At 58.2% G+C, this 23909-nt stretch carries 20 protein-coding genes; 11 read left to right on the plus strand and 9 right to left on the minus strand.

Going from position 1 to position 23909, the window contains the following annotated elements; genetic code table 11:
* The first annotated feature begins 25 nt into the window (after positions 1 to 25).
* Positions 26 to 724 carry a metallophosphoesterase gene (locus ACYVAC_RS14585; RefSeq protein WP_461098442.1) on the plus strand — a complete coding sequence of 233 codons (699 nt, stop codon included), beginning with the start codon at positions 26 to 28 and terminating at the stop codon, positions 722 to 724.
* A 75-nt stretch (positions 725 to 799) separates the two neighbouring features.
* Positions 800 to 2875, plus strand: a complete 2076-nt coding sequence (locus tag ACYVAC_RS14590; RefSeq protein ID WP_461098444.1) for a BatA domain-containing protein — start codon at positions 800 to 802, stop codon at positions 2873 to 2875.
* A gap of 9 nt (positions 2876 to 2884) precedes the next feature.
* Here ACYVAC_RS14590 and ACYVAC_RS14595 read toward each other — a convergent pair whose 3' ends face one another.
* A complete protein-coding gene (locus tag ACYVAC_RS14595) occupies positions 2885 to 3310 on the minus strand; it encodes a DUF2141 domain-containing protein (RefSeq protein ID WP_461098446.1) in 426 nt (141 codons plus the stop codon).
* 39 nt (positions 3311 to 3349) lie between these two features.
* Here ACYVAC_RS14595 and recJ point away from each other — a divergent pair, with 39 nt between their 5' ends.
* Together recJ and lptB are read left to right on the plus strand one after the other, a co-directional pair.
* Positions 3350 to 5113, plus strand: coding sequence for a single-stranded-DNA-specific exonuclease RecJ (gene recJ / locus ACYVAC_RS14600; RefSeq protein ID WP_461098448.1), 1764 nt, complete (start codon positions 3350 to 3352; stop codon positions 5111 to 5113).
* A 35-nt stretch (positions 5114 to 5148) separates the two neighbouring features.
* Positions 5149 to 5880 carry an LPS export ABC transporter ATP-binding protein gene (gene lptB, locus ACYVAC_RS14605; RefSeq protein WP_461098449.1) on the plus strand — a complete coding sequence of 244 codons (732 nt, stop codon included), beginning with the start codon at positions 5149 to 5151 and terminating at the stop codon, positions 5878 to 5880.
* 60 nt (positions 5881 to 5940) lie between these two features.
* Here the strand turns inward: lptB and recO are convergent, their stop codons facing one another.
* Entirely contained in the window at positions 5941 to 6633 is a 693-nt protein-coding gene (gene recO / locus ACYVAC_RS14610; RefSeq protein ID WP_461098451.1) for a DNA repair protein RecO, read from the minus strand.
* A gap of 122 nt (positions 6634 to 6755) precedes the next feature.
* Positions 6756 to 7172 carry an arsenate reductase ArsC gene (locus ACYVAC_RS14615; RefSeq protein ID WP_461098453.1) on the minus strand — a complete coding sequence of 139 codons (417 nt, stop codon included), beginning with the start codon at positions 7170 to 7172 and terminating at the stop codon, positions 6756 to 6758.
* 115 nt (positions 7173 to 7287) lie between these two features.
* Between ACYVAC_RS14615 and ACYVAC_RS14620 the strand changes: the two genes are divergently transcribed.
* The 4 genes from ACYVAC_RS14620 (at position 7288) to ACYVAC_RS14635 (ending at position 11700) form a co-directional block, all read left to right on the plus strand.
* Positions 7288 to 8127 (plus strand): fumarylacetoacetate hydrolase family protein, encoded by an 840-nt coding sequence (locus tag ACYVAC_RS14620; protein ID WP_461098455.1) that lies wholly within the window; start codon positions 7288 to 7290, stop codon positions 8125 to 8127.
* A 44-nt stretch (positions 8128 to 8171) separates the two neighbouring features.
* Positions 8172 to 9272: a Nif3-like dinuclear metal center hexameric protein gene (locus ACYVAC_RS14625; RefSeq protein WP_461098457.1), complete on the plus strand. Its 1101-nt coding sequence runs from the start codon at positions 8172 to 8174 to the stop codon at positions 9270 to 9272.
* A 129-nt stretch (positions 9273 to 9401) separates the two neighbouring features.
* The gene (locus ACYVAC_RS14630) at positions 9402 to 10157 is read left to right on the plus strand and encodes a zinc ribbon domain-containing protein (RefSeq protein ID WP_461098459.1); all 756 of its coding nucleotides are present in this window, start codon (positions 9402 to 9404) and stop codon (positions 10155 to 10157) included.
* 13 nt (positions 10158 to 10170) lie between these two features.
* Positions 10171 to 11700, plus strand: coding sequence for a tetratricopeptide repeat protein (locus ACYVAC_RS14635; RefSeq protein ID WP_461098461.1), 1530 nt, complete (start codon positions 10171 to 10173; stop codon positions 11698 to 11700).
* Between the two features lie 58 nt (positions 11701 to 11758).
* Here ACYVAC_RS14635 and ACYVAC_RS14640 read toward each other — a convergent pair whose 3' ends face one another.
* The gene (locus ACYVAC_RS14640) at positions 11759 to 12949 is read right to left on the minus strand and encodes a phosphoglycerate kinase (protein WP_461098463.1); all 1191 of its coding nucleotides are present in this window, start codon (positions 12947 to 12949) and stop codon (positions 11759 to 11761) included.
* Positions 12950 to 13197: 248 nt separating this feature from the next.
* Here ACYVAC_RS14640 and ACYVAC_RS14645 point away from each other — a divergent pair, with 248 nt between their 5' ends.
* Both ACYVAC_RS14645 and ACYVAC_RS14650 read left to right on the plus strand, forming a co-directional pair.
* Complete coding sequence (locus tag ACYVAC_RS14645) at positions 13198 to 13791, plus strand: GDSL-type esterase/lipase family protein (RefSeq protein WP_461098465.1); 594 nt, start codon at positions 13198 to 13200, stop codon at positions 13789 to 13791.
* A gap of 105 nt (positions 13792 to 13896) precedes the next feature.
* Entirely contained in the window at positions 13897 to 14625 is a 729-nt protein-coding gene (locus tag ACYVAC_RS14650) for an esterase family protein (protein WP_461098467.1), read from the plus strand.
* A 3-nt stretch (positions 14626 to 14628) separates the two neighbouring features.
* Here ACYVAC_RS14650 and ACYVAC_RS14655 read toward each other — a convergent pair whose 3' ends face one another.
* The 3 genes from ACYVAC_RS14655 to ACYVAC_RS14665 all read right to left on the minus strand — a co-directional run bounded on the left by ACYVAC_RS14655 (position 14629) and on the right by ACYVAC_RS14665 (position 18423).
* Complete coding sequence (locus tag ACYVAC_RS14655) at positions 14629 to 15894, minus strand: hypothetical protein (protein ID WP_461098468.1); 1266 nt, start codon at positions 15892 to 15894, stop codon at positions 14629 to 14631.
* Positions 15895 to 16210: 316 nt separating this feature from the next.
* The gene (locus ACYVAC_RS14660; RefSeq protein WP_461098470.1) at positions 16211 to 17422 is read right to left on the minus strand and encodes a hypothetical protein; all 1212 of its coding nucleotides are present in this window, start codon (positions 17420 to 17422) and stop codon (positions 16211 to 16213) included.
* A complete protein-coding gene (locus ACYVAC_RS14665) occupies positions 17419 to 18423 on the minus strand; it encodes a DUF2157 domain-containing protein (RefSeq protein WP_461098472.1) in 1005 nt (334 codons plus the stop codon). The genes ACYVAC_RS14660 and ACYVAC_RS14665 overlap by 4 nt, the downstream gene beginning before the upstream one ends.
* Positions 18424 to 18533: 110 nt before the next feature.
* Between ACYVAC_RS14665 and ACYVAC_RS14670 the strand changes: the two genes are divergently transcribed.
* Positions 18534 to 20222 (plus strand): VRR-NUC domain-containing protein, encoded by a 1689-nt coding sequence (locus ACYVAC_RS14670; protein ID WP_461098474.1) that lies wholly within the window; start codon positions 18534 to 18536, stop codon positions 20220 to 20222.
* Between the two features lie 84 nt (positions 20223 to 20306).
* Here the strand turns inward: ACYVAC_RS14670 and ACYVAC_RS14675 are convergent, their stop codons facing one another.
* Both ACYVAC_RS14675 and ACYVAC_RS14680 read right to left on the minus strand, forming a co-directional pair.
* On the minus strand, positions 20307 to 22388 hold the full coding sequence (locus ACYVAC_RS14675) for a M16 family metallopeptidase (RefSeq protein ID WP_461098476.1): 2082 nt from the start codon (positions 22386 to 22388) through the stop codon (positions 20307 to 20309).
* A gap of 83 nt (positions 22389 to 22471) precedes the next feature.
* Positions 22472 to 23887, minus strand: coding sequence for a M16 family metallopeptidase (locus tag ACYVAC_RS14680; RefSeq protein WP_461098478.1), 1416 nt, complete (start codon positions 23885 to 23887; stop codon positions 22472 to 22474).
* Positions 23888 to 23909: the final 22 nt, after the last annotated feature.

The following is a 23909-nucleotide window of genomic DNA, read 5'->3' on the forward strand; positions in this document are numbered from 1 at the left end:
TTACTTAGGGGTCAGCTATACGCACATGAAAATTCTTTTTATCAGCGACCTGCACGGTAAAACCGTGTGGCGCGATGCTCCTCTATCCCGCTTCGACGAAATTGTTTTTCTGGGTGATTACGTCGACAGTCCCAGCGTCGACGACGACACGATCTACGACAACCTCTACGCCATCATCCAGCTCAAGCAGCGCAAACCCGACACCATCCGTCTGCTGCTTGGTAATCATGACGTGCAGTATCTGCACTACCCCAACTATATCTGCACGGGTTTCAACGCCACTGCCCAGCCCCAGCTGACCCGGTTATTCCGGCGGTACGACAGTTTGTTCAATATTGCCCACCAGCGCGGGGCCTATCTGTTTTCCCATGCGGGCGTAACCACTGCCTGGTTTAGCCGCCTGCTGCTCCAGACCAGCCATCTCAATATGCTGCTGCCCCGGCACGACGTTGCCCAACGACTGAACCTAGTCCATATTCAGCCACAACGCCGGTCGATTCTGTTCGACGTGGGGCCAGCCCGTGGGGGGTACGCGCCCGGTGGTGGCCCCGTATGGGCCGACCAGCAGGAAACCAGCGCCGACTTCCTGCCCGGCTTTCATCAGGTAGTGGCACATACGCCCGTCAGTTCATTTACGACTGTGGGCGATGAGTCGGGTTCGATTACGTATACCGATGTGCTACGGACCCAAACTGAATTTTATGAACTGACGATTCCGGCCTAACTTACCCGTTGGAGAAACCAAAGTTGCGACCTGCGTCGTTAGTATTGGAGTGTCCCTCTGCCGCCAACATCCTGAATGAATTTCCTGTATCCTACTTTCCTGGCTGGTCTGCTGGCGGTGGCTATTCCCATCGCCATCCACCTGTTCAATTTTCGCCGGACCCGCCGGGTATTCTTCACCAATGTAGCGCTGCTGCAAACCGTTCAGACTGAAACCAAGTCGTTTCGGCGGCTCAAGCACTGGCTCATTCTGGCCTGCCGCTGTCTGTTCATCAGTTGCCTGGTGCTGGCTTTTGCCCAGCCTTTTATCCCGAGCAAAAATAAGCTGGGCCTGTCGCGGCAGGGCGTTACGAGCCTTTACATCGACAACTCCTACAGCATGCAGAACGAGCGCAGCGAAAAGCGTTACCTCGACATTGCCATTGGCAAGCTCGACGAACTGCTGACGCTGTTCCGCAACGCGACCTCTCTGCAATTGCTGACCAACGACTTTTCGGCCGCTGAGCAACAGGCAGGGTCGGCCGAATCGGTTCGCGATCGGGTTACGGCCATCCGGTTTGCCCATACGCCCCGTACCCTCGAGGCCGTGTACCGGCGGCAGCGCAACCTGCTCAGCAGTCTCAACCCCAGCGGGCGCAATCAGCTGTTCTGGTTTTCCGATTTTCAGAAAAGCACCGCCGGCGATCTGACCCGTCTGAAAATCGATACCGCCGACCGGCTCTTCATTGTGCCGCTCGACGCCCAGCCAACCCGGAATGTGTACGTCGATTCGGTGTGGCTCAGTACACCCTTCATCCGCGAAATGCAGAACAACAGCCTCAACGTGACGTTGCGTAACGGCGGACGCGAGGCCGTTAAAAACCTGCCGGTGCGGCTTTACCTCGACAATACCCAAACCTCAACGGCATCGGCTACCCTTCCCCCGGGTGGGTCGGCAACCATCTCGCTCAACTTCAACGTGGCCACCAAAGGCTACCACCGGGGCCGGATTGTGTTTGAAGACTACCCGATCACTTTCGATAATCAGTATTTCTTCGTGCTCGAAGCCTCACCAGCGGTGCGGGTACTGCACCTGTCGGGTACGGCGGCCGGGCGCGACTACGTCGACGCGGTTTATAGCAACGACAGCCTGTTTGTCAGACGCAGCGTTGGTGCCCAGAATGTCGATGTAGGACAGTTTAAGCAGACCGACCTGATTGTTCTGGAAGGTGTCGATGATGTAAGCGGCACACTGCGCACCGAACTGGAGCGCTTTGTCCGGCAGGGTGGCAGTCTGGCCATCATTCCGCCGGCCACACCCAACGGAGCCGTCTACGGCCCTTTCCTGAGCAGCCTGGGCGTAGGTGGCCTGCAAACGGCCAGTGCCCCCGCAACGGCACCGCCGGTAAGCATTCCCATTGCCGAACCCAACCGGCAGAGCCCCTTCTTCCGTGATGTATTCCAGCAAAGCTACCAGTCTGAACCACTCAACATGCCATCGGCCGCTCCCGTCTGGCGCTGGAGTGCAGGCAACCGGCTGCTGAGTCTGCGCGATGGAAGTCCTATGCTGACCCAGTCGCGGGTGGGTGCCGGGCAGGTGTACGTGCTGGCTGCCCCGCTGACGGGTGGTTACGGCAATCTGGCCGAACACGCCCTGTTTGTACCGGTCATGTACAAGATGGCCGCCCTGAGCGTACGCGGACAGCGCACGGCCTATTCGTTCGACGAAGGTTTGATCTCGGTGCCGGTACGAGCGACGGGAGAACGGGCCGTTTACAAGCTGAAACACGACAAGTTTGTGTTCATTCCGGTACAGCGGCTGGTGGGTAGTCAGCTCCAGCTCGAACTACCCCGCAGTAACGACCTCTCGGCAGGACAGACGATCGAAGCGGGGTACTATGAACTTCAGAACGCCCAGGGGCAAACCGAGCAATTGCTGGCCTTTAACCCCGGTGCCGACGAGTCGTCGCTCGACTTCTATACGCCGGCCCAGCTGCGCGCTACGTTTGCCAGCCAGCCGAATATCGACGTATTCGACAGCATACAGGACGGCGATTTTGTGCAGGTGCTGGAACAGGAAAACCTGGGCACCAGCCTCTGGAAATATTTTCTGCTGGCAGCACTGGGCTGGTTATTGCTCGAAATTCTGCTGGTACGGTTTATGAAAAGCTGACCGCAGCCATCAAATCAGTTTAATACTGATTGTTTTACCGCTTTCGCCGATACTAAAGCGGCAATCCTGAAATTTGGGCACCGAAACAACCGGGCGGAAATTATTACTGAATCCGTAGGGTTCTTTGGGAATACCAAACAGCCGCTTGTCCATTTTGCCATTGCTGTTTTCATCGTGGTATATGGCAACGGCATAGTCGCCGGGCTCAACGGCAAAGGTGATGAGCATGGTTCGCCCGGTTACGTACACCTTACGGCCCTCATAAGGCCGCCCCTCCGGAAATTCTTTACCTGGTTTGAACAGGGCCACGTAGATATCGCCCTGCTGGGCCTGAATATTCTGCACTTCAACTTTGAGGTTGATTTTGGCGGGGGCATCCGGGGGTGTGATCAGGCTGGCACCTAGCCAGTGGAGCAGGGGAATCAATCGAACCATGAGCAACTTTTTTTATCAAAACGGATTTATCTTGCAATTATGATAAGCCAGCTTCCTCCCCCACCCGTCAAACGATGGATTGTCCAGCCGCAGCCCCAGTCGCCGGCGCAGCAGTCGGCCATTGCTTCGTTGACTGCCTCGCTGGGAGTAAGCCCTTTTCTGGCCAGTCTGCTGGTACAGCGCGGCATTTTCACGTATGACGATGCCCGCATCTTCTTCCGCCCGGCCATCGATCACCTGCACGATCCCTTTCTGATGAAAGATATGGATCGCGCCATTATGCGGCTCGAAATGGCGCTCGTGCGGCAGGAAAAAATCCTGGTTTACGGCGACTACGATGTCGACGGAACAACCTCGGTGGCCCTGGTCTACAGCTTTCTGAAGCAGTACCACCCCCACATCGATTATTACATACCCGACCGCTACAAGGAGGGCTACGGCATTTCGAAGCAGGGAATCGAGTGGGCTGCCGAACAGGGCTTTTCGCTTATCATTGCCCTCGACTGTGGCATCAAATCGGTCGATCGGGTGGCCGAAGCCAGTGCCCTAGGTGTCGATTTCATTATTTGCGACCACCACCGCCCCGGCGACGAACTGCCCGCAGCCGCTGCTGTACTCGACCCGAAACGCACCGACTGTGGCTACCCCTACAAAGAGCTGAGCGGCTGTGGGGTCGGCTTTAAACTGCTGCAGGCCTTCTGCTGCCATAAAAGTATCGACCTCGACCAGCTTTACCCATACCTCGATCTGGTGGTGGTCAGTATTGCCTCCGACATCGTGCCGATTACGGGCGAAAACCGGGTACTGGCCTATTATGGGTTAAAATATCTTAATCACCAACCCAGAACGGGTCTGAAAGCGTTAATCAGGGGGGCTGGCTTCAAACCTGCGCCCAACGCGGTTGGTGCTGAAACGGATCTCGACATTACCAACGTGGTGTTCGGGCTCGGGCCACGCATCAACGCGGCCGGTCGAATCAAACATGCGAAAGCCGCCGTGCAGCTGCTGCTGGCCGAAGCCGAGGCCGAGGCCAATGCCTTTGCTGCGGTGATCAACAAGCACAACGAAGACCGGCGCGCGTTCGATAGCTCGATTACCGATCAGGCACTGTCTATGATCCGCAGCAACGATACGCTGCTGCAGGCCAAGTCGACGGTGCTGTTCGATGCGGGCTGGCATAAAGGCGTGATCGGCATTGTGGCGTCGCGGTGCATCGAGCAGTTTCACCGCCCCACCATTATCCTGACCGAGTCGAACGGAAAGGCAGCTGGTTCGGCGCGGTCGGTGCCGGGTTTCGACGTGTACGAGGCCATTGAAGAATGTGCCGAACTACTCGAGCAGTTTGGCGGTCATACCTTTGCGGCCGGCATGACGCTGTCGGTCGATAAAGTCGATGCGTTCCGGCAGAAATTCGAGTCGGTGGTGGCCGCCCGAATTCGGGATGAACATCTGACGCCATTGGTCGATATCGATCTGCCGCTCGATTTCAGCGAGATCAACGATAAGCTGTTTCGGATTATCCGGCAGATGGGACCATTCGGACCGCAGAATCCGCAGCCTACGTTTATGACCGACGATGTGTATCTGGCCTATGAACCGATTGTGATGAAGGAAAAACACCTGAAACTATTTCTGAAACACCGCGGTACGGGACAGATGCTCACGGCTATTGGCTTCGGCCTGGGACACCTGGCCTCGAGCCTTACCACCCGCAAACCCGTTTCGGTCTGTTACCAGATCGACCAAAATCATTTTAACGGCCAGACCACGCTGCAGTTGATGCTGAAAGACGTGAAAGCCTGACGGCTGCGCCGATACACTGCCCGCAGGGCTCACTCATGATTCTCAGAACCGAACATCTTGTTAAAAAATACGGCTCCCGCCTGGTCAACAACGACGTATCGTATCAGGTAGCGCAGGGCGAAATCGTTGGCCTTCTGGGGCCCAACGGGGCCGGCAAAACCACGTCGTTCTACATGGCGGTGGGGCTGGTGAAACCGAATTCGGGTAAAGTGTTTATCGACACTACCGATGTAACCGACCTGCCCATGTATAAGCGGGCCCGGCTTGGGCTCGGCTACCTGGCACAGGAAGCATCGGTTTTCCGCGATCTGACCGTTGAGGAAAACGTACTGGCAGTATTGCAGATGACCGACCTGCCCAAACGCGATCAGCGCGCCAAAGTCGAAGAGCTGCTGGAAGAATTCAGTCTGACGCACGTCCGGAAAAACAAGGGCAAAGTGCTGTCGGGGGGTGAGCGACGACGTACCGAAATTGCCCGTGCCCTGGCGGTCGATCCCAAATTTATTCTGCTCGATGAACCCTTTGCCGGGGTCGACCCAATTGCCGTCGAAGATATCCAGAGCATTGTGGCCAAGCTCAAACACCGCAACATCGGTATTCTGATCACCGACCACAACGTAAACGAAACCCTCTCCATTACCGACCGGGCTTACCTGCTCTTCGAAGGCAAAATCCTGAAACAGGGAACGGCCGAAGAGCTCGCCAGCGACGAACAGGTCCGTCGGCTGTACCTGGGTCAGCACTTCGAACTGAAACGTAAGATCTAATTTGAAAAGGCCCCGGACGGGGCCTTTTCGGTTAACAGGCTTTCTCTTTTTAGCAGGAGCCTACCCCAGTACTTCGCGCAGTACGGGCAGCGACTTTACCTCCCCCAGCGAGTCGATGTGAATCTGGTAATAGGCCACCAGGGCATCGAGCAGTTCGTTGCGGGCGCCCCGCGCAAGCGGAATGGGCGTACCGTAGGGCTGGCGCAGCATGGCGTTGAGGGCGGCATCCATGGCTTCATCGGGCAGAAACGGCACCGAATTTTCACGGAGCTGGGCTTCGAACTCACGGGCCGACTCAGGCCCAAAACCCAGAAAAAACGACAGCTTGAGCAGGAAAATCAGGTGGAAGTTTTCGTAATTGGTGCGGGCCTCTTCCAGGAACAGCACCGAATCGACCAGAAACCGAAACAGCATCGGACTGCTCGCTTCCTCCTTCAGCACCTTGTTGAGTATCTCGGTCACAAAGAGGGCAATGGTCGATTTGGCCACCTCGAAAGGCAGACTCTGAAACGGCTGGCTCGTTTTCACTTCCGACAGGCGGCTCAGGTCACGGTCTTCCTTGTAGTAAACCACCATATCGAGCAGCGTCAGGGGCTGAAACAGCGCAATGCGGTTGTTCCTGCTCCGCGCCGTCCGAACGCTGTTGACAATGTAGCTTTGCAGCCCGAACTCCTCGGTATAAACGCGGGCGATAATCGACGTTTCGCGATAACGAATGTAACTAAGGGCAATACCCCGGGTTTTTTGCAGCATCAGAAGGCAACAGACCTACACAACGGATGGGTGTATCGGGCCCCTCAGGAGCGCCCTGCAGCCCGGCCGGACCCGTATTCAAAGCCGGACCGGCCTGCCCAATCCCAGGCTCTGTCTATTCACTAAGATACGTATTTTTCCACGAATTCCTGGCTGAACTGCCGGATTTGATCGCGGATACGGCGGTAGTTCGCCATCACCTCCTCGGGTGTGCCCGTCCCCTTCGACGGATCTTCAAAGTTGTGGTGCAGCCGGTGCGTACGGCCAATCCAGACCGGGCAGCGCTCGCTGGCACTGTCGCAGACCGTAATGACGTGATCGATGGGCAGATGGGCGTAGGTATCGACCAGATCAGAGGTATGATGGCCTATATCGACGCCATCTTCGGCCATGACCTGCACCGCTTTGGGATTGAGTCCGTGGGTTTCGACCCCGGCGCTGAGCACTTCGGCTCGATCGCCGGCAAACTGTTGCAGATACCCGTGGGCCATCTGGCTGCGGGTTGAGTTGCCGGTACACAGTACCAGAATTCGCTTCATGTGTTTTGCGCGTTGAAACAGTCGGCCAGCTAGCCGCCCTGATATTCATCGCAATAATACGATGAAGTATAAGCGTCTGCAAATTTTCTTTTTACCCTGCACGTATCCCGCGCTCATGAAACTCTACAAAACTCCTACCGGCATTCTGCTTCAGACCGAAGACCGCACCTATCAGCTCCCAACGACCGACTGGGACGGGCTTATCAATCAGGACGATTTGCCTGCCCGGCTTCAGGCCCTGATCGACACCCTTGAACCGCTCGCCGACACCAATGCGGTGGACTCGGCATCCCTGCTGGCACCCATTGGCCGGCAGGAAGTATGGGCCGCCGGGGTAACGTATCTGCGCAGCCGCAATGCCCGCATGGAAGAGTCGAAAAAAGCGGGGGGCGGTGATTTCTACGACCGGGTGTATGATGCCGAACGGCCCGAACTGTTCTTTAAATCGACACCGGGCCGGGTGGTGGGCCCGGATGCCAGCGTCCGGATTCGGCGCGACTCCACCTGGAATGTGCCCGAACCCGAACTGACCCTGTTCGTCACGACCAGTGGCCGCATCATTGGCTATACCTGCGGCAACGACATGAGTTCGCGGAGCATCGAGGGCGAAAACCCGCTCTACCTGCCCCAGGCCAAAACCTACGACGGCGCCTGTGCCCTGGGTCCCTGTCTCTACGTACCCGCCAGCCCGATCGCGCCCGACACCACCATGCAGCTCACTATTGACCGGGCAGGCGAAACGGTATTTGCGGGCAGCCTGTCGATCGATCAGATGAAGCGGCAGCATACCGAACTGGTTGGGTTCCTGTTCCGCGAGTGCTCATTTCCCGATGGCTGCTTTCTGATGACTGGTACGGGCCTGGTGCCCCCCGACTCGTTTACGCTGGCACCCGGCGATGTGATACACATCAGCATCGGCGGAATCGGTACGCTCAGCAATCCGGTAGGGCAGTAACCACGCCTATTTCGCATTTTTGCAGCCTACCAACTCATTTACGCATGCAGACCATCCGTCAGCTTACGGCCTACCTCGAAACACTGGCCCCTCTGGCCTACCAGGAATCGTACGATAATGCCGGGCTCCTTGTGGGCAATCCCGATACCCCGATCACGGGCGTGCTGGTGACCCTCGACTGTACCGAAGCCGTAGTGGCCGAGGCCGTCGCCAACGGGTGTAACCTTATCGTGGCCCATCACCCGATCGTGTTCCGGGGCCTGAAGAAACTGACGGGCAGTACCTACATCGAGCGAACGGTGATCAGTGCCATCAGACACGATGTAGCGATCTACGCATCGCATACGAACCTCGACAGTGTGACGGGTGGCGTCAATTTTCGCATTGCCGAGCAGCTGGGTCTGCAAAACGTCCGCATCCTGACCCTCAAATCCCAGACAACGGCCAAGCTCGTCACGTTTGTGCCGCTCAGTTATACCCAAACCGTTCTCGATGCCCTGCACGATGCCGGCGCGGGCAACATCGGCAACTACAGCCGGGTCAGCTACCGGAATGAAGGGATGGGATCATATATGGCCAACGAGCACGCTAACCCGGCGATGGGTAGCATTGGCGAGTACCACCAGGAACCCGAACACCGCATTGAGGTGGTGTTTCCGAAGCATCTGCAGGCCCCGGTGCTGGCAGCCCTGCGCCGGGCCCACCCCTACGAAGAGATTGCCTACGATATTTTTGCCCTCGAAACTACCAACCACACCGTTGGGTCGGGCATTGTGGGCGAGTTGCCCGAACCCATCAGCGAAACCGACTGGCTGCATTACCTCAAAAACCGCATGAACCTGCCTCTGATACGGCATACCCCCCTGCTGGGTCGGCCCGTACACCGGGTGGCCGTATGTGGTGGTGCCGGCGGCTTTCTGCTCAACGACGCCATTCGGGCAGCCGCGGCTGTTTTTGTTACCGCCGATTATAAATACCACGAGTATTTCGACGCCGATGGTCGAATCATCATCTGTGACATTGGCCACTATGAGAGTGAGGTCTTTACGAAAGACTTAATTGTCCGGCATTTAGCCGAAAAATTCACTACTTTTGCGGTAATTTTTTCCGAAACGGACACAAACCCCGTACGGTACTTTAAGTGATGCGGTACGAAACCCGTGTAGAACCAACAAAACCTATCCGGCCTACCGTCTTCGGGCGTTAAACCGCCAGTTTTTTTGTTGCTGGTCACGTACGGCATTAGTCAACATACAATCTAACACAATCTCCGAATGGAACTTACGATTGCGCAAAAACTAGACGCTCTGCTGCACCTGCAATCTCTTGATTCTCAACTTGACGAACTGATCAAAATCCGGGGTGGCCTGCCCGAAGAAGTACGCGACCTTGAAGATGACATCGCTGGCTTCGAAACCCGGATTGGCAAGTTCCAGAGCGAGATCAAGACGCTGGAGGAGGAGATTGAGCGCAATCGCGTGGCTAAAAAAGACGCCGAAAAGCTGATCGTTAAATACAAGGATCAGCAGATGAACGTCCGCAATAACCGCGAGTTTGACGCCATCTCGAAAGAAATCGAACTGCAGTCGCTGGAAATCGAACTGGCCGACAAACGCATCAACGAAGCGCAGTTCCGGGTGCGCGGCAAAGACGAAGAAATCAAAACGACGCAGGCTGCCCTCAACGAACGGAAAGAAGACCTGAAAGCCAAAAAACAGGAACTCGATCAGATCACGTCGGAGAGCCAGGACGAGGAGAAAGAAATCATCCGGCAGCGCGACGAGCAGGCTACGACCATCGAACCCCGTCTGCTTAACTCGTACAAAAAAATCCGCGGCAACGCCCTCAACGGCCTGGCCGTGGTTATGGTGAAGCGGGGTGCCTGCGGTGGCTGCTTCAACGTGGTGCCGCCCCAGCGGCAGGCCGACATCAAAGACAAAAAGAAAATCATCGTCTGCGAACACTGCGGCCGGATTTTCGCCGATGTCGAAGGTGTTCCCGAGCCAGCGCCCACGGGCCGTGGCCGGTAGGCTGCCTGCTTTCATGGCTGCCCCAGACAACAAACAGAAGGTCGCCCCGGTGGGCGACCTTCTGCCGTTTCGGATGGCTCTGCTGTTGCTGGGGCTGTTAGGCTGGCTGCATCCGGGCCTGGCGCCGGCGCAGGACATTGTCTGGTCGGCATCCCAGCTGCGCACCTACGCCGACCTCCAGACGCTGCGGCTGCCGGCCCCTACCCCCCCAGGCGAACCGAGCAACGGCGTGGCGATCTTTCTTGCCGATTATGCCGATATGCTGATGCTGACCACCTCGGACGACGACCGGCTGTTTGCCAGCCTTAGCCGACGCGAAGACGACCGCATCCGGCAACTCAGCGCGCTGGACGAACGCTCGCCCTGGCAGCGCGTGCTCCAGGCCGAGGTGCGCCTGCACTGGGCCTTCTGCAAGCTTAAGTTCGGCAAGGAACTAAGTGCCAGCTGGGATGTGATCCGGGCATACCGGCTGCTGACGGAAAATCAGCAATTGTTTCCGGCGTTTACGCCCACGTATAAATCGCTGGGTACGCTGCAGATCATGATTGGCTCGGTACCCGATGCCTACGCATGGGTGGCCCGGCTGCTGGGGCTGCGCGGCAGCATAGCGCAGGGACAGCAGTTGCTCCTGCGTGCCCGGCAAGACCCCGTTTTTGGCCTCGAAGCCCGGCTGATCGACCTGATGATACGGGCCTATGTGCTGTCGTTCGGCGAAAGCGACGAACGGGCGCTGCAGCAACTTGTTGCCGACCACCCCGATAACCTGCTGCTGCATTTCTTCGGGGCCACGATTGCGCAGAAAAACGGGCATGGCGAACAGGCGCTGGCTTACCTCAGCAGGCGCCCCACGGGCCCGGCCTACCGCCCGCTTCCTATCGTCGACAATATTCTGGGCGACATTTACCTGCAGAAAGGGCAGTACGCCACCGCCGACGCCTGTTTCGGGCGATTTCTGGCCAACTACCGGGGGCAGAATTTCCTGAAAGATTCGTACTACAAGCGGTTTTTGTGTCACTGGCTGGCGGGTCAGCCCGACAGTGCGGGCCGGCCGTTGCTGGCGCGGGTGCTGCAGACCGGGCGTACCACGGTCGAATCGGACAAGGCGGCTCAGCGCTTTGCCGAAGGCTACCTGAAACGGGGGCCCACCCCCAATCAGGCGCTGCTGATGCGGGCCCGGCTGGCCTGCGACGGCGGTTTTACCGACCAGGCGCTGGGCTACCTGCGCCCCTACAGCGAGGCCCGGTTCAGCGGCTTACCCGAACAGGCAGAATTCAACTACCGCATGGGCCGCATTCAGCAGCGCCGGAACGCCCCCGATGCCGCTATTCCCTACTTTGTGCGGGCACTGGCTCTGAGCGATGCCTACGACGGTGCCCCCCTGTCGTTCGGAGCCACATCGGCGCTGCAACTGGGGTATATCTATAAACAAAAGAACGACCGCACCCGGGCGCGGTCGTTCTTTGAGCGGGCACTCGCCCAGAAAAATCACGAATACAAAAACAGCATCGACAACAAAGCCCGGGCGGGCCTGAGCGGGCTATAGCTGTTCGTGGTTTGTGGTTTGTTGTCACAGTCAGTCGCGACAAACCACGAGCTGCTCCTTAGGCTTCCAGGGCGGCAACGCCGGGGAGCGTTTTACCTTCCATGTATTCGAGGAGGGCACCACCACCGGTCGAGACGTAGCTGACGCGGTCGCCGTAACCCGCCTGGTTGACAGCCGAGGCCGAGTCACCTCCGCCGATAAGCGAAAACGCGCCGTTTTCTTCGGTCGCTTTCACCACAGCTTCGGCAATGGCGTTGGTACCGTGGGCGAAGTTTTCGAATTCGAATACACCCATGGGGCCATTCCACAGAATGGTTTTCGACTTCAGAATAACATCGGTAAACAGTTTCGCCGTTTCAGGTCCGATATCGAGGCCTTCCCAGCCATCAGGAATTTCGCCCGTAGCCACCGTCTGCCGGTTGGCGTCATTCGAGAAATCGTCGGCGCAAACGTTGTCGACGGGCATGTAGATTGTTACACCCTTGGCCTTGGCTTTCTCGAGCAGCTCGAGGGCCAGCTCCTGCTTGTCGGCTTCGAGCAGCGACTTACCGATCTTGCCGCCCTGCGCCTTGGTGAAGGTATAGGTCATACCGCCCCCGATAATGAGGTTGTCGACCCGGTCGAGCAGTTTTTCGATAATCAGGATTTTATCGGAGATTTTGGCCCCGCCCATGATCGCCGTAAACGGCCGTTCGCCTTCGCCAAGTACTTTTTTGGCGTTCTCGAGTTCGGCCTGCATCACGTAGCCGCTCACGCGGTCGGTGAAAAACTGCCCCATAACAGCCGTGCTGGCGTGGGCACGGTGGGCCGTACCGAAGGCATCGTTTACCCATACATCGCCCAGTTTAGCGAGCTTTTCGGCGAAGTCTTTATCGCCTTTTTCTTCTTCCTTGTAGAAACGAAGGTTTTCGAGCAACAGAATTTCGCCGGGTTGCAGGGCAGCTGCCTGCTCGGCCGCCGACGCACCGATGCAGTCGTCCGCAAATTTTACCTCCCGGCCAAACGCTTCTTTCAACGCCGGCAGCAGGTGTTTAAGCGAATATTTTTCTTCGGGACCACCCTTGGGCCGACCCAGGTGCGACATCAGAATGGCCGATCCACCGTCGTTCACGATTTTCATAACCGTTGGAATCGTGGCTTTAATGCGCGTATCGTCGGTGATGTTGTACGCTTTGTCGAGGGGGACGTTGAAGTCGACCCGAACCAGGGCTTTTTTGCCCGCAAAATTGTAGGTATCTACGGTTTTCATGCGAGGACGTATCGTCAGGTTGATTTGCGGGTCAAACTTAGCGGTTTTTCGGCAGACCCATGCGGTAGGGTTTCGATTCACGGGCCCGGCTGCCGGTGTCGTTGTCCGGATGTATGGGTGGCGATCTACACAGCATCGCGGCTGAGGCTGTCGGGTAAGCGGCCCGCCTGGGTTAAGCGTTCACGAATACACCCCCTTAAACTGGGCAAATACTGCTCAAATCTGGGCATTTGGCCGTATTTTTACGCATGACTTGGTACGAAGACGAGGTCAGGCAGCTTGAACAGAAAACCAACGCAGCCCAGCCCGACAGCACTTTTTTTTACGGCAGTTCATCCATACGACTCTGGACCGACCTGGCTGCCGATTTCCCAACGGTTAACACGGTCAATGCCGGTTTTGGCGGTTCTACCCTGGCGGCCTGCGCCTGGTTTTTCGATCGGCTGGTAGCGCCGGCCCGCCCCGCTCACCTGATTCTGTACGCCGGCGACAACGATCTGGGCGATAACCGGCACCCCGAAGAGGTATACCTGTTTTTCTGCGCGCTGGCCGATAAAATCGGGCGTACCCTGCCCGACACCGATGTCTCGTTCGTATCGATCAAGCCCAGCCCGGCCCGCTGGAATCTGATCAATCAGATACGCACCACCAACGCCCTCATCGAACGGGAAATCGAGCGGCTGCCCCGGTTTTCGTTTATCGACCTGACGCCGGTGATGCTGGCGCCCGATGGCGGCCCCCGCCGGGAACTATACGAAGCCGATGGCCTGCACATGAACCGGCAGGGCTATCTGATCTGGCAGCGTGAACTGTCGACACGGGTACCGGCGCTGATTCGCTGACCAACAGGGGCCTTCGGGCAACAGCCAGTTTCCATTTCTTTACACTGTGGTAACCTTCCGGGTCGGGAAAATGCGCATTTTCGCTACATCTTTCCCCGAACGGATATGCTACGCGAGTACCAGAAGTGGTTTAGCCCTCACCTCCAGCGCGACATGGAGCTGTTGATCTTTGGGCATGGCGGCACACCGGTACTGGTGTTTCCGGCCCGGCGCGGCCGCTTTTACGATTACGAAGACTGGGGGCTGGTGGATGCCGTAGCCGACAAGATCGAGCAGGGCTGGCTCCAGCTCTTCTGCGTCGACAGTATCGATGCGCATGGCCTCTACAGCCGTCATATTCCGCCCCAGGAGCGCATTCAGCGGCATGGTCAGTATGAGCGATATATTCTGGCGGAAGTGATTCCGCTGATGGCGGCTAAGAATCCGGCCCCCTACCGCATGGTGCATGGGTGCAGCTTCGGGGCCTTTCACGCGGTCAACATCGCCCTGCGTCACCCCAACCGATTCAACAAAGTGGTGGCGCTGAGTGGCCGGTACGATCTGTCGGCGCCGGTAGCTGAGTTTCGCGGCCTGTTCGATGGCTACTACGACGAAACCATTTACTTCCACACGCCCAACCACTTCCTGCCCAATTTGCCCGAAGGCGAACTGCTGGCCGCCCTGCGTCGACTTCAGCTGGTGTTGACCGTGGGCACCGACGACCCGTTTATTGGCAGTAACAAGGCGCTGAGCAAAGCCCTGAGCGCCAAACAGGTCGAGCACGAACTGCATTACTGGGACGGCCGCGCCCACCGGGCCGAGGACTGGCAGAAAATGGTAAAGCTGTATCTGTAGCGGCTACACCGACCGCACCAGGGCCAGCAGTGCGTCGCGGCCCGTATTCCAGCGACGAATGACATTGACTTCGCGCACCACTTCGGGCGAACGCGCCAGATCGGCCTGTAGGAAATAATCGGGCATCCGGGCGGTCATGGCGCTCACCAGCTCGGCAATGGCCCCGTGGGTAAGCAGGTCGGGCTGTTGCTGGGCCAGTTCGATCAGGGCGCTGGCCATGCCGTGTGAATAGAACGCACAGTCGATATCCTGATGTCGTACGGGCACCCCATCGTGCAGCCGCTGCAATTTCACCCCGCCGTCTTCCAGACCCGCCGATACCGGCGCTGCACCTTCGGGCTGCGGAAACACCTGATCGACTTTGTGCTGAAACGAGTGCCACCACGGCGGAGTACCGTTGGGGTTGAGCGTATCGCAGAATACAATCCGGTACGGGCGATCGGGTTGAGCCGGGTCCATCAGGAGCAGCGCAGCCCCAAGGTGCCGATCGTCGGCCGCATGGCGCCCCTGAATGATGAAGGCGTGGAGGCCCGTTACACCCGCCTGGGCGAGGGCTTCGGTTTGCGTCCGGATGTCCAGCAGGGCCTCCGTCATGTAACGCCCGGTCAGCACCTGTACGGGCAGACCACCACCCAGCGCAGCCTGGCTGCTAAGTTGCTGCCCCATGATACCGAGGGCTGTAGGGTCGGAACGCCGGGTACCGAAGTACACACCAATATCTTCGCGACCCTCACCGGGGGGTAAGTCCGACGGCATTACCGAATCGCCATAGTCGCCCTGCCGGCTGGCGGGGCTGTAGCGAAACGGCACTTCGCGGTGTTCGCGGTGAGCGGCCAGATTATAAATCCGGCGTTCGAATTTAGCCAGCAGGGGCTCGTAGGCATCGGGCTGAAAAAACACCTCACTGCCAGGCCGCAGCAGATGCCGCGCAATGGCGGGCTCCTGCAGGAGCTGCTCGAAGGCATCGTCGTGGTGTTTGACGAAGCTCCGCAGAGCGCCCTGCTCAACAAACAGGTCGGTTTCAAGCTCGTTTTCGTGCTGCCGATCGACCGGCGCACCGGTGCCCTGCTCGATCCAGTGCCGCAGAAACTGCCGCACCACTTCGTCGAATGCCTGATTGGCCGTTTCGGCCTGCTCGCGCGAACAGCCCATCCGTTCGAGTTGGGGGCTGATGGTGGCAGGCAGTATATCGGTTCCGACCGGAGTCAGTAAACTGAGGCTCAGCTGCTGAGCCAGGGTAACATAAACGGCGAAGGCACTGTCCGGCATTGGGCAGACGTACGGCTACAGGTTGATGAATACCCACGGCGAAGCGGCCGGGGGTGTTTGACGATACAGAATTGGGAGGTAACAATGAGGCTGAGACACCCACCTCAGGGGGCACATGGCGTGAATCCGGTACGAAAATTAAGCGTTTATTCTGGCTTTTCCGGTATCGTTCAGGCGGACGTGCAAAAAAATAACAAACCCCTGTTTCGGTTCGTTCCTAGCCGCTGGCTAAGATTCTGCTTTTGCGCTACCTGGCTTCCAGACTGCCCTGCTCCGCTGGACCAGGCATCGGGCTGAAGGCCTTCCGGGGCTTCGTCTAATAGCTGTCACCGCTACCGCCCCCGCCAAATGAACCATCGCCGAAGCGCATACCGGGGCGGTGGGGCGTACTGGCCGATGCGCTGGCCTGCATGGCAGCAACAACGGCTGCGTTATCGAGCAGGCTGGCCGGTGTATCATCGTCGGGCGTGTCGGTAAAGCCGCTTCGGTTTATACGCAGGTAGCGGATACCGATCACGGCCAGTCCCGTCAGCAGGGCGCCCCCTATGGTCAGGGCCACGTTGCCCGGCACCCAGTGCAGGTAATGGTGCAGCGTGGCCACCGTGCCGATCACGCCCAGCATGCCCAGAATCAGAAACATGCGATCACGCTTGGCAACGCCCTGCCAGAGCAACACCAGGGGCAGGGCAAACGTCAGCAGCCAGAACAGCGCCGGCAGCCCCAGCGTCGACGGGGCCTGAATCGGCTCGCCCTGGCCCGGCACCTCGTTGAGCGCCCGGGCCGAATCGGCCAGAATTCCGTTTAGCTCTTCGACCACGTAATAGTTGCTGCACAGCAGCAGCACGATCAGTGTAAACCACTGCACCAGGTTGATACCGTCGGCATAATACGGTGTATCGCGAAACAGGCGGCCGGGTGTCCGGCTCAGACTATACAGCCCCGTCGATACGCCCATCAGCGCAAACGGCAGCGCATCGCGCCCCCAGCTGAACCGAATCAGCCAGTCGAAGAGCATGGCGTAAAAGACCGACACCGTCAAAAACGCGATGAGTGTGTCGCCGTAATACCAGAAAGCCAGCAGCAACAGCGGCAGGGTGAGCAGGCAGTGGGTACTGAGCGATACCTGCTCAGGAATAAACTGGTTGACACCGAAGGCCAGGAAGCCCGTGGCCAGCACAACGAAGGCGTTGTCGATGCCGTTTCGGTAGAGCAGCCGCCGGCGAATAAGCCAGTTGCCCACCAGCCCGGCACCGAGGCCAAACCCGGCATTGATGAGTCCGTAAGCGACCCGGTCGTCTTCGAGTTGCGAAGAAAGTGGCAGCAGCAACAGGTAAACAGCCAGAATCACGATGGTGGTAAACAGAAACAAACCGACCTCGACAAAACCGTTGGTTTGCCGAAAGCCTACCGGATAGGCCGCTTCGACCGCCGTTAGCTGCGCCGGACTGAGCAACCCCTGTCGCTGCCAGCTAACAGCCTGCCGGACAATGGCGCGGTTGTGGATCCAGGTTTGGTTGTAGGCCCTCATGCGGTAGTGCGGTTTCCGCGGGGCAGCTGACTCATCAGGTAGTATACCAGTCCGATACCCGTCAGGATAAAGTACCAGTAGTATACCCCGTCGCCCCAGCGGGTTGGATGCAGGTACGTAAAAAACAGGTAGGTCAGGCCGATGTAACCGTAAACGGCGCTCATCAGCAGAAACAGAAACGAGCCCCCGGCCCGGCCCGCGCTGATGCGCCGTTCGCGCCGGGCATACAGGTCGAACGCGACACAGCCAACGCCCAGCGCCAGCGCATAAAGCAGCCGCTGCTCCGTGAAATTGAACAGCCCCCCCAGCAGGGCAATCAGCAACAGGTTGCCGGCGATGGTCAGGTAGGTATACGTAAAATGGGGTTTGACAGCCCGACGCTCGAGCAGCAGTGCCCCCCCGATCAGCACCAGCGCCAGCGCAATCGACGACAGGACGATTGACTGGGCAAAAAAGTTTGTTTTCAGGTATAGCTGCAGTGGTCGCACCGTAACGCCGACCCACGATACCAGTGCCGCCAGGGCCATGCCCAGCACCCCACGGTGGTCGAAGCGATACGCCAATGGCAGAAACAGCAGCGCGGGCAGCAACGTTGCCAGGCCATAGCGGGTGCCGAATACCGTGTACTGGTACTGCGCGTAGCCTTCGAGGGTCAGAAACAGCAGACAGAACAGCAGCAGGGCATAATCGGTAAAGGCACTCCGTTCGCTGACCGGCCCCGTCGACCAGGCGGGGCGGTGGAGCCAGGCATAGAGCAGACACGCCCCGCAGCCAACGGCCATACCACCCAGCAGCGACAGGTGCCCGATCTGCTCGAAATTGTCGTAGATCAGCAGTCCCAGCCCCGCGCTCAGCGCCGTGATACCGAGGTACAGCAGCGACCGCAGCTCTCCATGGAGCGACACCGGTTTCTGCCGTTCGGCTGTGGTAATAACCGACTGCTGCTCAGGCGTGAGAATGCCCTGCCGACCCAATTCACTCACAATGCTGTCTGGGGACATATTCAGCGGTTTTAGTGTTCTATAGATAAGGCCAAACACCCACGTCTGGCCCGCTCAACGCACGCTATTTAGCCAAATCCGGGGGTGGGTAACCGGTTTCTTTGCCCTGCATGGTCGGACGTCCGAACGTTATCCTGAGCCCCCGGTATTACCTCGACAATTTCCGCTACCTACTGGCGTTCGTGAAGCGGTTGTACGGGGGCCTGCTGACCGAATCCGAGTGGGATTTTATCCATCGGTTTGAGCAGCTGAGCCTCGATGCCCAGTGTCTCTACGTGCGGTTCAGCAACCGCAAAGGTTTCTTTTTCCGGCTCAATAAACTAAACTATACCGAAATAACCGACTTACCGGCGGCTATCGACGACCTGTTGGCGGCCGGTTTCATCACCCGCCTGTCGGCCCGGCATCTCGACGATGGCGTGCAGGCGCTGAGCGTTTTCACCAAACCCGAACTGCTCGATCTGCTGCCGCTGGAGCCCGACGAGCGCCGGCAACTGAGCAAGGAAAAGAAAGAAACCGTGGTGCAGTATGCCCTCGATGAACTCGACTTTGGCGAAATCGTAACGTCGCTGACCACGCGCGAATCGGTGGTCCGGGTGCAGTTCGAAGCCGAGGACCAGCTTATCAAATACCTCTTTTTCGGCAACCGGGGCGGCAACATGACCGAGTTTGTGATACGCGACCTGGGCATGGTGAACTTCGAACAGTATGACGAGAGCAAAATGACGGCTCGTTTCCATACCCGCAAGGAAGTGGAAGACAAGTTGCTGATCTCGCTTACGGCGGAGGCTTTCTACGAACAGAAAGAAGCCGAACTGCCGGCCGACGATATCTACAACTGGTTTCTGAACTGGAATGAAACCCGCCCGGAACTGTCGGCCATTGCTGTGCCGGGCTATCAGAAACTGGTGTGCCGGGTGGGGGCTTATCTCGAACGGCAGAAATGCCCCGAACAGGCGCTGGCGGTTTATGAACTGTCGGATCAGGTGCCGGCCCGCGAGCGCCGGGTGCGGCTGCTGTTCAAAAACGGCTCGACCGAGGAGGCACTGGCCCTCTGCGACGAGATTGCCCTGGCTCCACTCAACGCCGACGAGCGGTACTTCGCCAACGATTTTCGCGAAAAAATTCTGGGCCTGAGCGAGAAGAAGCGTACCCGAAAGGCGACAACCCGCTTCTTGTCGGATGCCGAAAGCCTTGCTATTCCGGTGGCTTACCGGCACCACGTAGAAGCGGGGGTGATGAACTATTACCTCGAGCGGGGGCACGACGCAGCCTTTACCGAAAACTACCCCTGGCGGGGGCTGTTCGGCCTGGTGTTCTGGGACATTATCCACGACACCACCGTGTCGGCCATTCATAACCCGCTGCAACGCGCCCCCTCCGACTTCTATTTGCCGGAGTTTTACCGCCGGCGCGAAGAGCTGCTGAAGAAACGGCTGGCCGAGCTGGATACCAGGGAGGCCTGGCGCCGGCATGTCGGGCGTACGTTCAACGCCAAATACGGCATTGCCAACCGGTTGGTCGACTGGTCAGACGAGCTGCTTGCGCTGAGCCAGCGCCTGATCGACCTGCTGGATATCGACCAGTTGCGGCTCATCCTGCTCGAAATGGCCCGCAACGTGCGGGAGCACACGCGCGGCTTTCCCGATCTGCTGGTCTGGACACCCGACGGGCAGTATTCGTTTGTAGAAGTAAAATCACCCACCGACCACCTCGGCCCCCAGCAGCTGCACTGGCTGGAGTTTTTTCAGGGTATTGGCGTGCAGGGTAAGGTCATGCGGGTGGTCTGGGAAGCCTGATGCCGGACCGGCGGCCGACCAAACGATTCACAAAAAAAGCCCACTGACACCAGTGGGCTTTTTTTATGGCAACGAGAGCGGGCTTTACTGCACGGAGAAGTCAGCGTCTTTCAGCCCTTTGTTTATTTCGACCTTATCGACCGTTAACTTCAGCACCATGGGGCCCATGTTCTGACTGATGGTCATGGGGTATTTGATGCCGTTCACGTCTTTGTAATCGGCGTAGCTAACGGCGCTCTGCACATCGCCCTGCGGCCCTTTTGTTGTGCTCACCGTCTGGACTTTCAGCCCCGTCTGCGTATCGTAGAAATCGCTCCAGCTGATGCCATCGCTGCTGGTATGCACCACCTTATAGGCGTCTTTACCATCTACCTTCTCGATACCGGACAGGGTGCTTTTCACGCCCATATCGGCCATCCGCAGTTCGGGAAACATAGCCCCCGTAAGCAGTGCCTGCCGGGCTTCCTTACCCTCCACCATGGTCGACTGGCCCCGGGCGGTGCGGCTTACTTTCTGGCCATCGCTCGTTTGCTTGAACACTTCCATACCCATGGCGTTCATGCTCATCGAAAACTTGTTGGGGGCTTTCTGGCGCCGGGTCATCATCATCGTTGTTCCCTGTACTTCGGTGCTCATCTGCATGGTCACGTCGTTTACTTTCGACAGGGCGTCTTTTCCGCCGATGGCCGTCACGTATTTATCCATGACCTGCTCGGCCGTTACGCCCGCCGGCACGGCTTTGGCCGGCGTGGGTGCTTCGACTTTGTTGCCGTTTGCATCGTAATACTCGATGTCGCCGTATTTCTTCAGCTTCTCGGCAATCTCGCTTGCTTTGCCCACCACCACAATGTAGGCGTGGTCGGGCTGTACAAACTTCTTCGCGGTGCTTTCCACTTCAGCATCCGTTACGGCCGCCACGTATTTGAGGTAGTTGCTGTAGAAATCAGGCGCCAGATTGTACCGGGCCGTGTTGATGGCGAAGTTGGCCACCGTCTGCGGATCTTCGAGCGAAAATACGAAGTTGCCCGACAGGGCGTTACGGGTACGGTTCAGCTCATCGGCCGTTACGCGGCTGGCGCTGATGCCTTTCAGTTCGTTCATGAATTCAGCCACGGCGCTGTCGGTGACGGCATTGCGCACGCTGGCCGACGCCCGGAAACGCCCCATCAGCCGGTCGCTCTGCAGGTTCGAGTAGGCGCCATAGGTAAAGCCCCGCTTCTCGCGCAGGTTATTGAACAGCCGCGCTTCCGACCCACCCAGAATATCGTTGGTAATGGCCGCCTGAATGGTTTCGACCGTACCGGGTTTGAGCACCACTGGATACACGATGCTGATCACCGACTGAACGGCGCTCGGCCGGTCGACCAGCGCGATTTTAGTCTTGGCCGGTGGTTGCGGAACCGGAAAGGTCGGCTTTGGCACGTCGGCGCGCTGCCAGCTGCCCAGCGCCTTTTCGATCATGGTTCTGGCGGCAGCCGGTGTAATGTCGCCCACTACGGCCAGGTAGCCGATGTTTGGCCGGAAGTAGGTGTTGTACATGGCCTGGCAGTCGGCCACGGTAACGCGGTCGACGGTGGCTTCGGTGGTCAGCTCACCATAGGGATGATCTTTGCCGAACATCACCAGGTTGGCTACCCGGCTCGAGATGGCGTTGGGGTTGTCTTTCGACGAGGCCAGACCGGATTTGGTTTGTTTTTTCAGCTTGTCGAGTTCGGCCTGCGGAAACGCAGGGTTCAGCAGCACGTCCGACATCAGCTCGAGCAGCTTGGGCGTGTGCTTTTTGAGCGACAGGGCGTATAGGCCCGTCGGCGAGGTGCTGAGCGTAGCGCCAATGAAATCGATTTCCTGATCGAGCTGTTCCTTGGTGCGGGTCTTGGTGCCGGCCCGCAGCAGTTGCCCCGTCAGGTCGACGTACCCCGCTTTGTCGCCCTCCAGAATGGGCTCGCGATCGAGCACCAGGCTGAACGCCACGCGGGGCAGCTTGTGGTTTTCGACGACGAACACTTTCAGGCCGTTGGGCAGCGTGAAGGTTTCGGGCTTGCCGATCTTGATTTGCGGAGCCGGCGCATCGGCAGGCAGTTTGCTCCGGTCGAGTTTTGTTTGTGCCAGGCCAGCGGTGGTCATACCGAGCAGCGCCGTACCAAGCAGTATATGTTTGACAGTCATTTTATTCGCTAGTTTTTTTGGGGTTCAGGCAGCGGTTCCCCGTCGATACCGACGTATGGGACGACAGCTACCAGATCCGTGGCTTACTTTCCTTTCGACTCGCCTTCCTTTTTGGTGTCAGCCGCTTTGGGCAGGTAATACAGCACCACCCGGTTTTCTGGTTTGAGGTACTGCTGGGCCACCCGACGAACATCTTCCCGGGTTACTTTCGTGTAGCGGTCCAGCTCGGTATTGATCAGGTTCGCATCGCCGAAATACATCTTGTAGTTAGCCAGGTTTTCGGCGATGCCGAAGATGCGGGCATTCTGGTTGACGAACTGCGTTTCGATCTGGTTTTTAACCTTGGTCAGTTCGGCCTCCGAGACCAGTTCCGTTTTCATCCGCTCAACCTCGGTGTTGACCGACGATTCGAGGTCTTCGGCCTTCACGCCCTGATTGGCAATGGCGTAGGTAATCAGCAGCCCGGCGTCTTCGTTGGCAAACGGGAAAGCCGCAGCCTGCAGCGCTTTCTGCTGCTTATCCACAATCTCCTTGCTGAACCGTGAGCTCTCGCCCCCCGCCATCAGGGTTTGCAGCACCTCCAGCGCGTAGGCGTCGGGCGTACCCTGCGCGGCCGTATGGTAAGCCTGGACCACGGCGGGCAGGGTAATGTTATCATACACCACGTCGCGGATTTCTTTGGTCTGCGCCGGCTCCTTCACCGTAGGCCGGTAAATGGGCTTGGTTCCTTTCGGAATCTCGCTGAAATATTTGTCGACCAGTTGCTTGGCCTGCTCGACGTTCAGATCGCCGGCCAGGCACAGAATGGCGTTGTTGGGCACGTAGAAATCCTTGTAGAACTGCCGGAACTCGTCGATTTTAGCCGCGTTCAGGTCGTCGAGCGAGCCGATGGGCGCCCACTGATACGGGTGTTTGGTGTAAGCCCGCTTCAGCACTTCGATCAGAATGGTCCCGTAGGGCTGGTTGTCGTAGCGCTGCCGCTTCTCTTCCTTCACCACTTCGCGCTGAGTAGCCACGCCCGTTTCGTCGATTTTGGCGTGCAGCAGCCGCTCCGATTCCAGATAGAGTCCCAGTTCGAGCTTGTTGGCCGGCATCACTTCGTAGTAGAAGGTGCGGTCCTGGCTGGTGTTGGCATTCAGCTGTCCGCCGTTGCCCTTCACGATTTTCATGTACTCGCCCCGCTTGATGTTGTCGGAGCCTTCGAACAGCAGGTGCTCGAAGAAGTGGGCGAAGCCCGTCCGGGAGGGCTGCTCGTTTTTCGACCCCACGTGATACATCATCGTAACCGCTACCAGCGGGGTGCTGTTGTCCTGGTGCAGAATCACGTGCAGCCCGTTGGGCAGGTCGTATTCGGTGAATTTGATGGCCCCCTGCCCGGCAGACGTTGCCGGAGCGGATGTTTTGGCCGACGCAGGTTTAACCGCTGGCTTTTTGGTCTGAGCCGGTGCCTGCAGCACCACCCCCATACCCAGGGCCAGCCAAAGGAGTCGTTTGTTCATAGGTTTACGAAAGGGATGTTAG

It is taken from the genome of Spirosoma luteolum, from assembly GCF_054778875.1.

Bases quoted from the DNA above. Each gene is read 5' to 3' on its own strand.
- ACYVAC_RS14615 (WP_461098453.1), bottom strand. From the start codon at position 7,172: ATGAAGCGAATTCTGGTACTGTGTACCGGCAACTCAACCCGCAGCCAG.
- ACYVAC_RS14595 (WP_461098446.1), bottom strand. From the start codon at position 3,310: ATGGTTCGATTGATTCCCCTGCTCCACTGGCTAGGTGCCAGCCTGATC.
- ACYVAC_RS14585 (WP_461098442.1), top strand. From the start codon at position 26: ATGAAAATTCTTTTTATCAGCGACCTGCACGGTAAAACCGTGTGGCGC.
- ACYVAC_RS14645 (WP_461098465.1), top strand. From the start codon at position 13,198: ATGACTTGGTACGAAGACGAGGTCAGGCAGCTTGAACAGAAAACCAAC.
- ACYVAC_RS14670 (WP_461098474.1), top strand. From the start codon at position 18,534: ATGGTCGGACGTCCGAACGTTATCCTGAGCCCCCGGTATTACCTCGAC.
- recO (WP_461098451.1), bottom strand. From the start codon at position 6,633: ATGCTGCAAAAAACCCGGGGTATTGCCCTTAGTTACATTCGTTATCGC.
- lptB (WP_461098449.1), top strand. From the start codon at position 5,149: ATGATTCTCAGAACCGAACATCTTGTTAAAAAATACGGCTCCCGCCTG.
- ACYVAC_RS14625 (WP_461098457.1), top strand. From the start codon at position 8,172: ATGCAGACCATCCGTCAGCTTACGGCCTACCTCGAAACACTGGCCCCT.
- ACYVAC_RS14680 (WP_461098478.1), bottom strand. From the start codon at position 23,887: ATGAACAAACGACTCCTTTGGCTGGCCCTGGGTATGGGGGTGGTGCTG.
- ACYVAC_RS14660 (WP_461098470.1), bottom strand. From the start codon at position 17,422: ATGAGGGCCTACAACCAAACCTGGATCCACAACCGCGCCATTGTCCGG.
- recJ (WP_461098448.1), top strand. From the start codon at position 3,350: ATGATAAGCCAGCTTCCTCCCCCACCCGTCAAACGATGGATTGTCCAG.
- ACYVAC_RS14640 (WP_461098463.1), bottom strand. From the start codon at position 12,949: ATGAAAACCGTAGATACCTACAATTTTGCGGGCAAAAAAGCCCTGGTT.
- ACYVAC_RS14630 (WP_461098459.1), top strand. From the start codon at position 9,402: ATGGAACTTACGATTGCGCAAAAACTAGACGCTCTGCTGCACCTGCAA.
- ACYVAC_RS14635 (WP_461098461.1), top strand. From the start codon at position 10,171: ATGGCTGCCCCAGACAACAAACAGAAGGTCGCCCCGGTGGGCGACCTT.
- ACYVAC_RS14675 (WP_461098476.1), bottom strand. From the start codon at position 22,388: ATGACTGTCAAACATATACTGCTTGGTACGGCGCTGCTCGGTATGACC.
- ACYVAC_RS14655 (WP_461098468.1), bottom strand. From the start codon at position 15,894: ATGCCGGACAGTGCCTTCGCCGTTTATGTTACCCTGGCTCAGCAGCTG.
- ACYVAC_RS14590 (WP_461098444.1), top strand. From the start codon at position 800: ATGAATTTCCTGTATCCTACTTTCCTGGCTGGTCTGCTGGCGGTGGCT.
- ACYVAC_RS14620 (WP_461098455.1), top strand. From the start codon at position 7,288: ATGAAACTCTACAAAACTCCTACCGGCATTCTGCTTCAGACCGAAGAC.
- ACYVAC_RS14650 (WP_461098467.1), top strand. From the start codon at position 13,897: ATGCTACGCGAGTACCAGAAGTGGTTTAGCCCTCACCTCCAGCGCGAC.
- ACYVAC_RS14665 (WP_461098472.1), bottom strand. From the start codon at position 18,423: ATGTCCCCAGACAGCATTGTGAGTGAATTGGGTCGGCAGGGCATTCTC.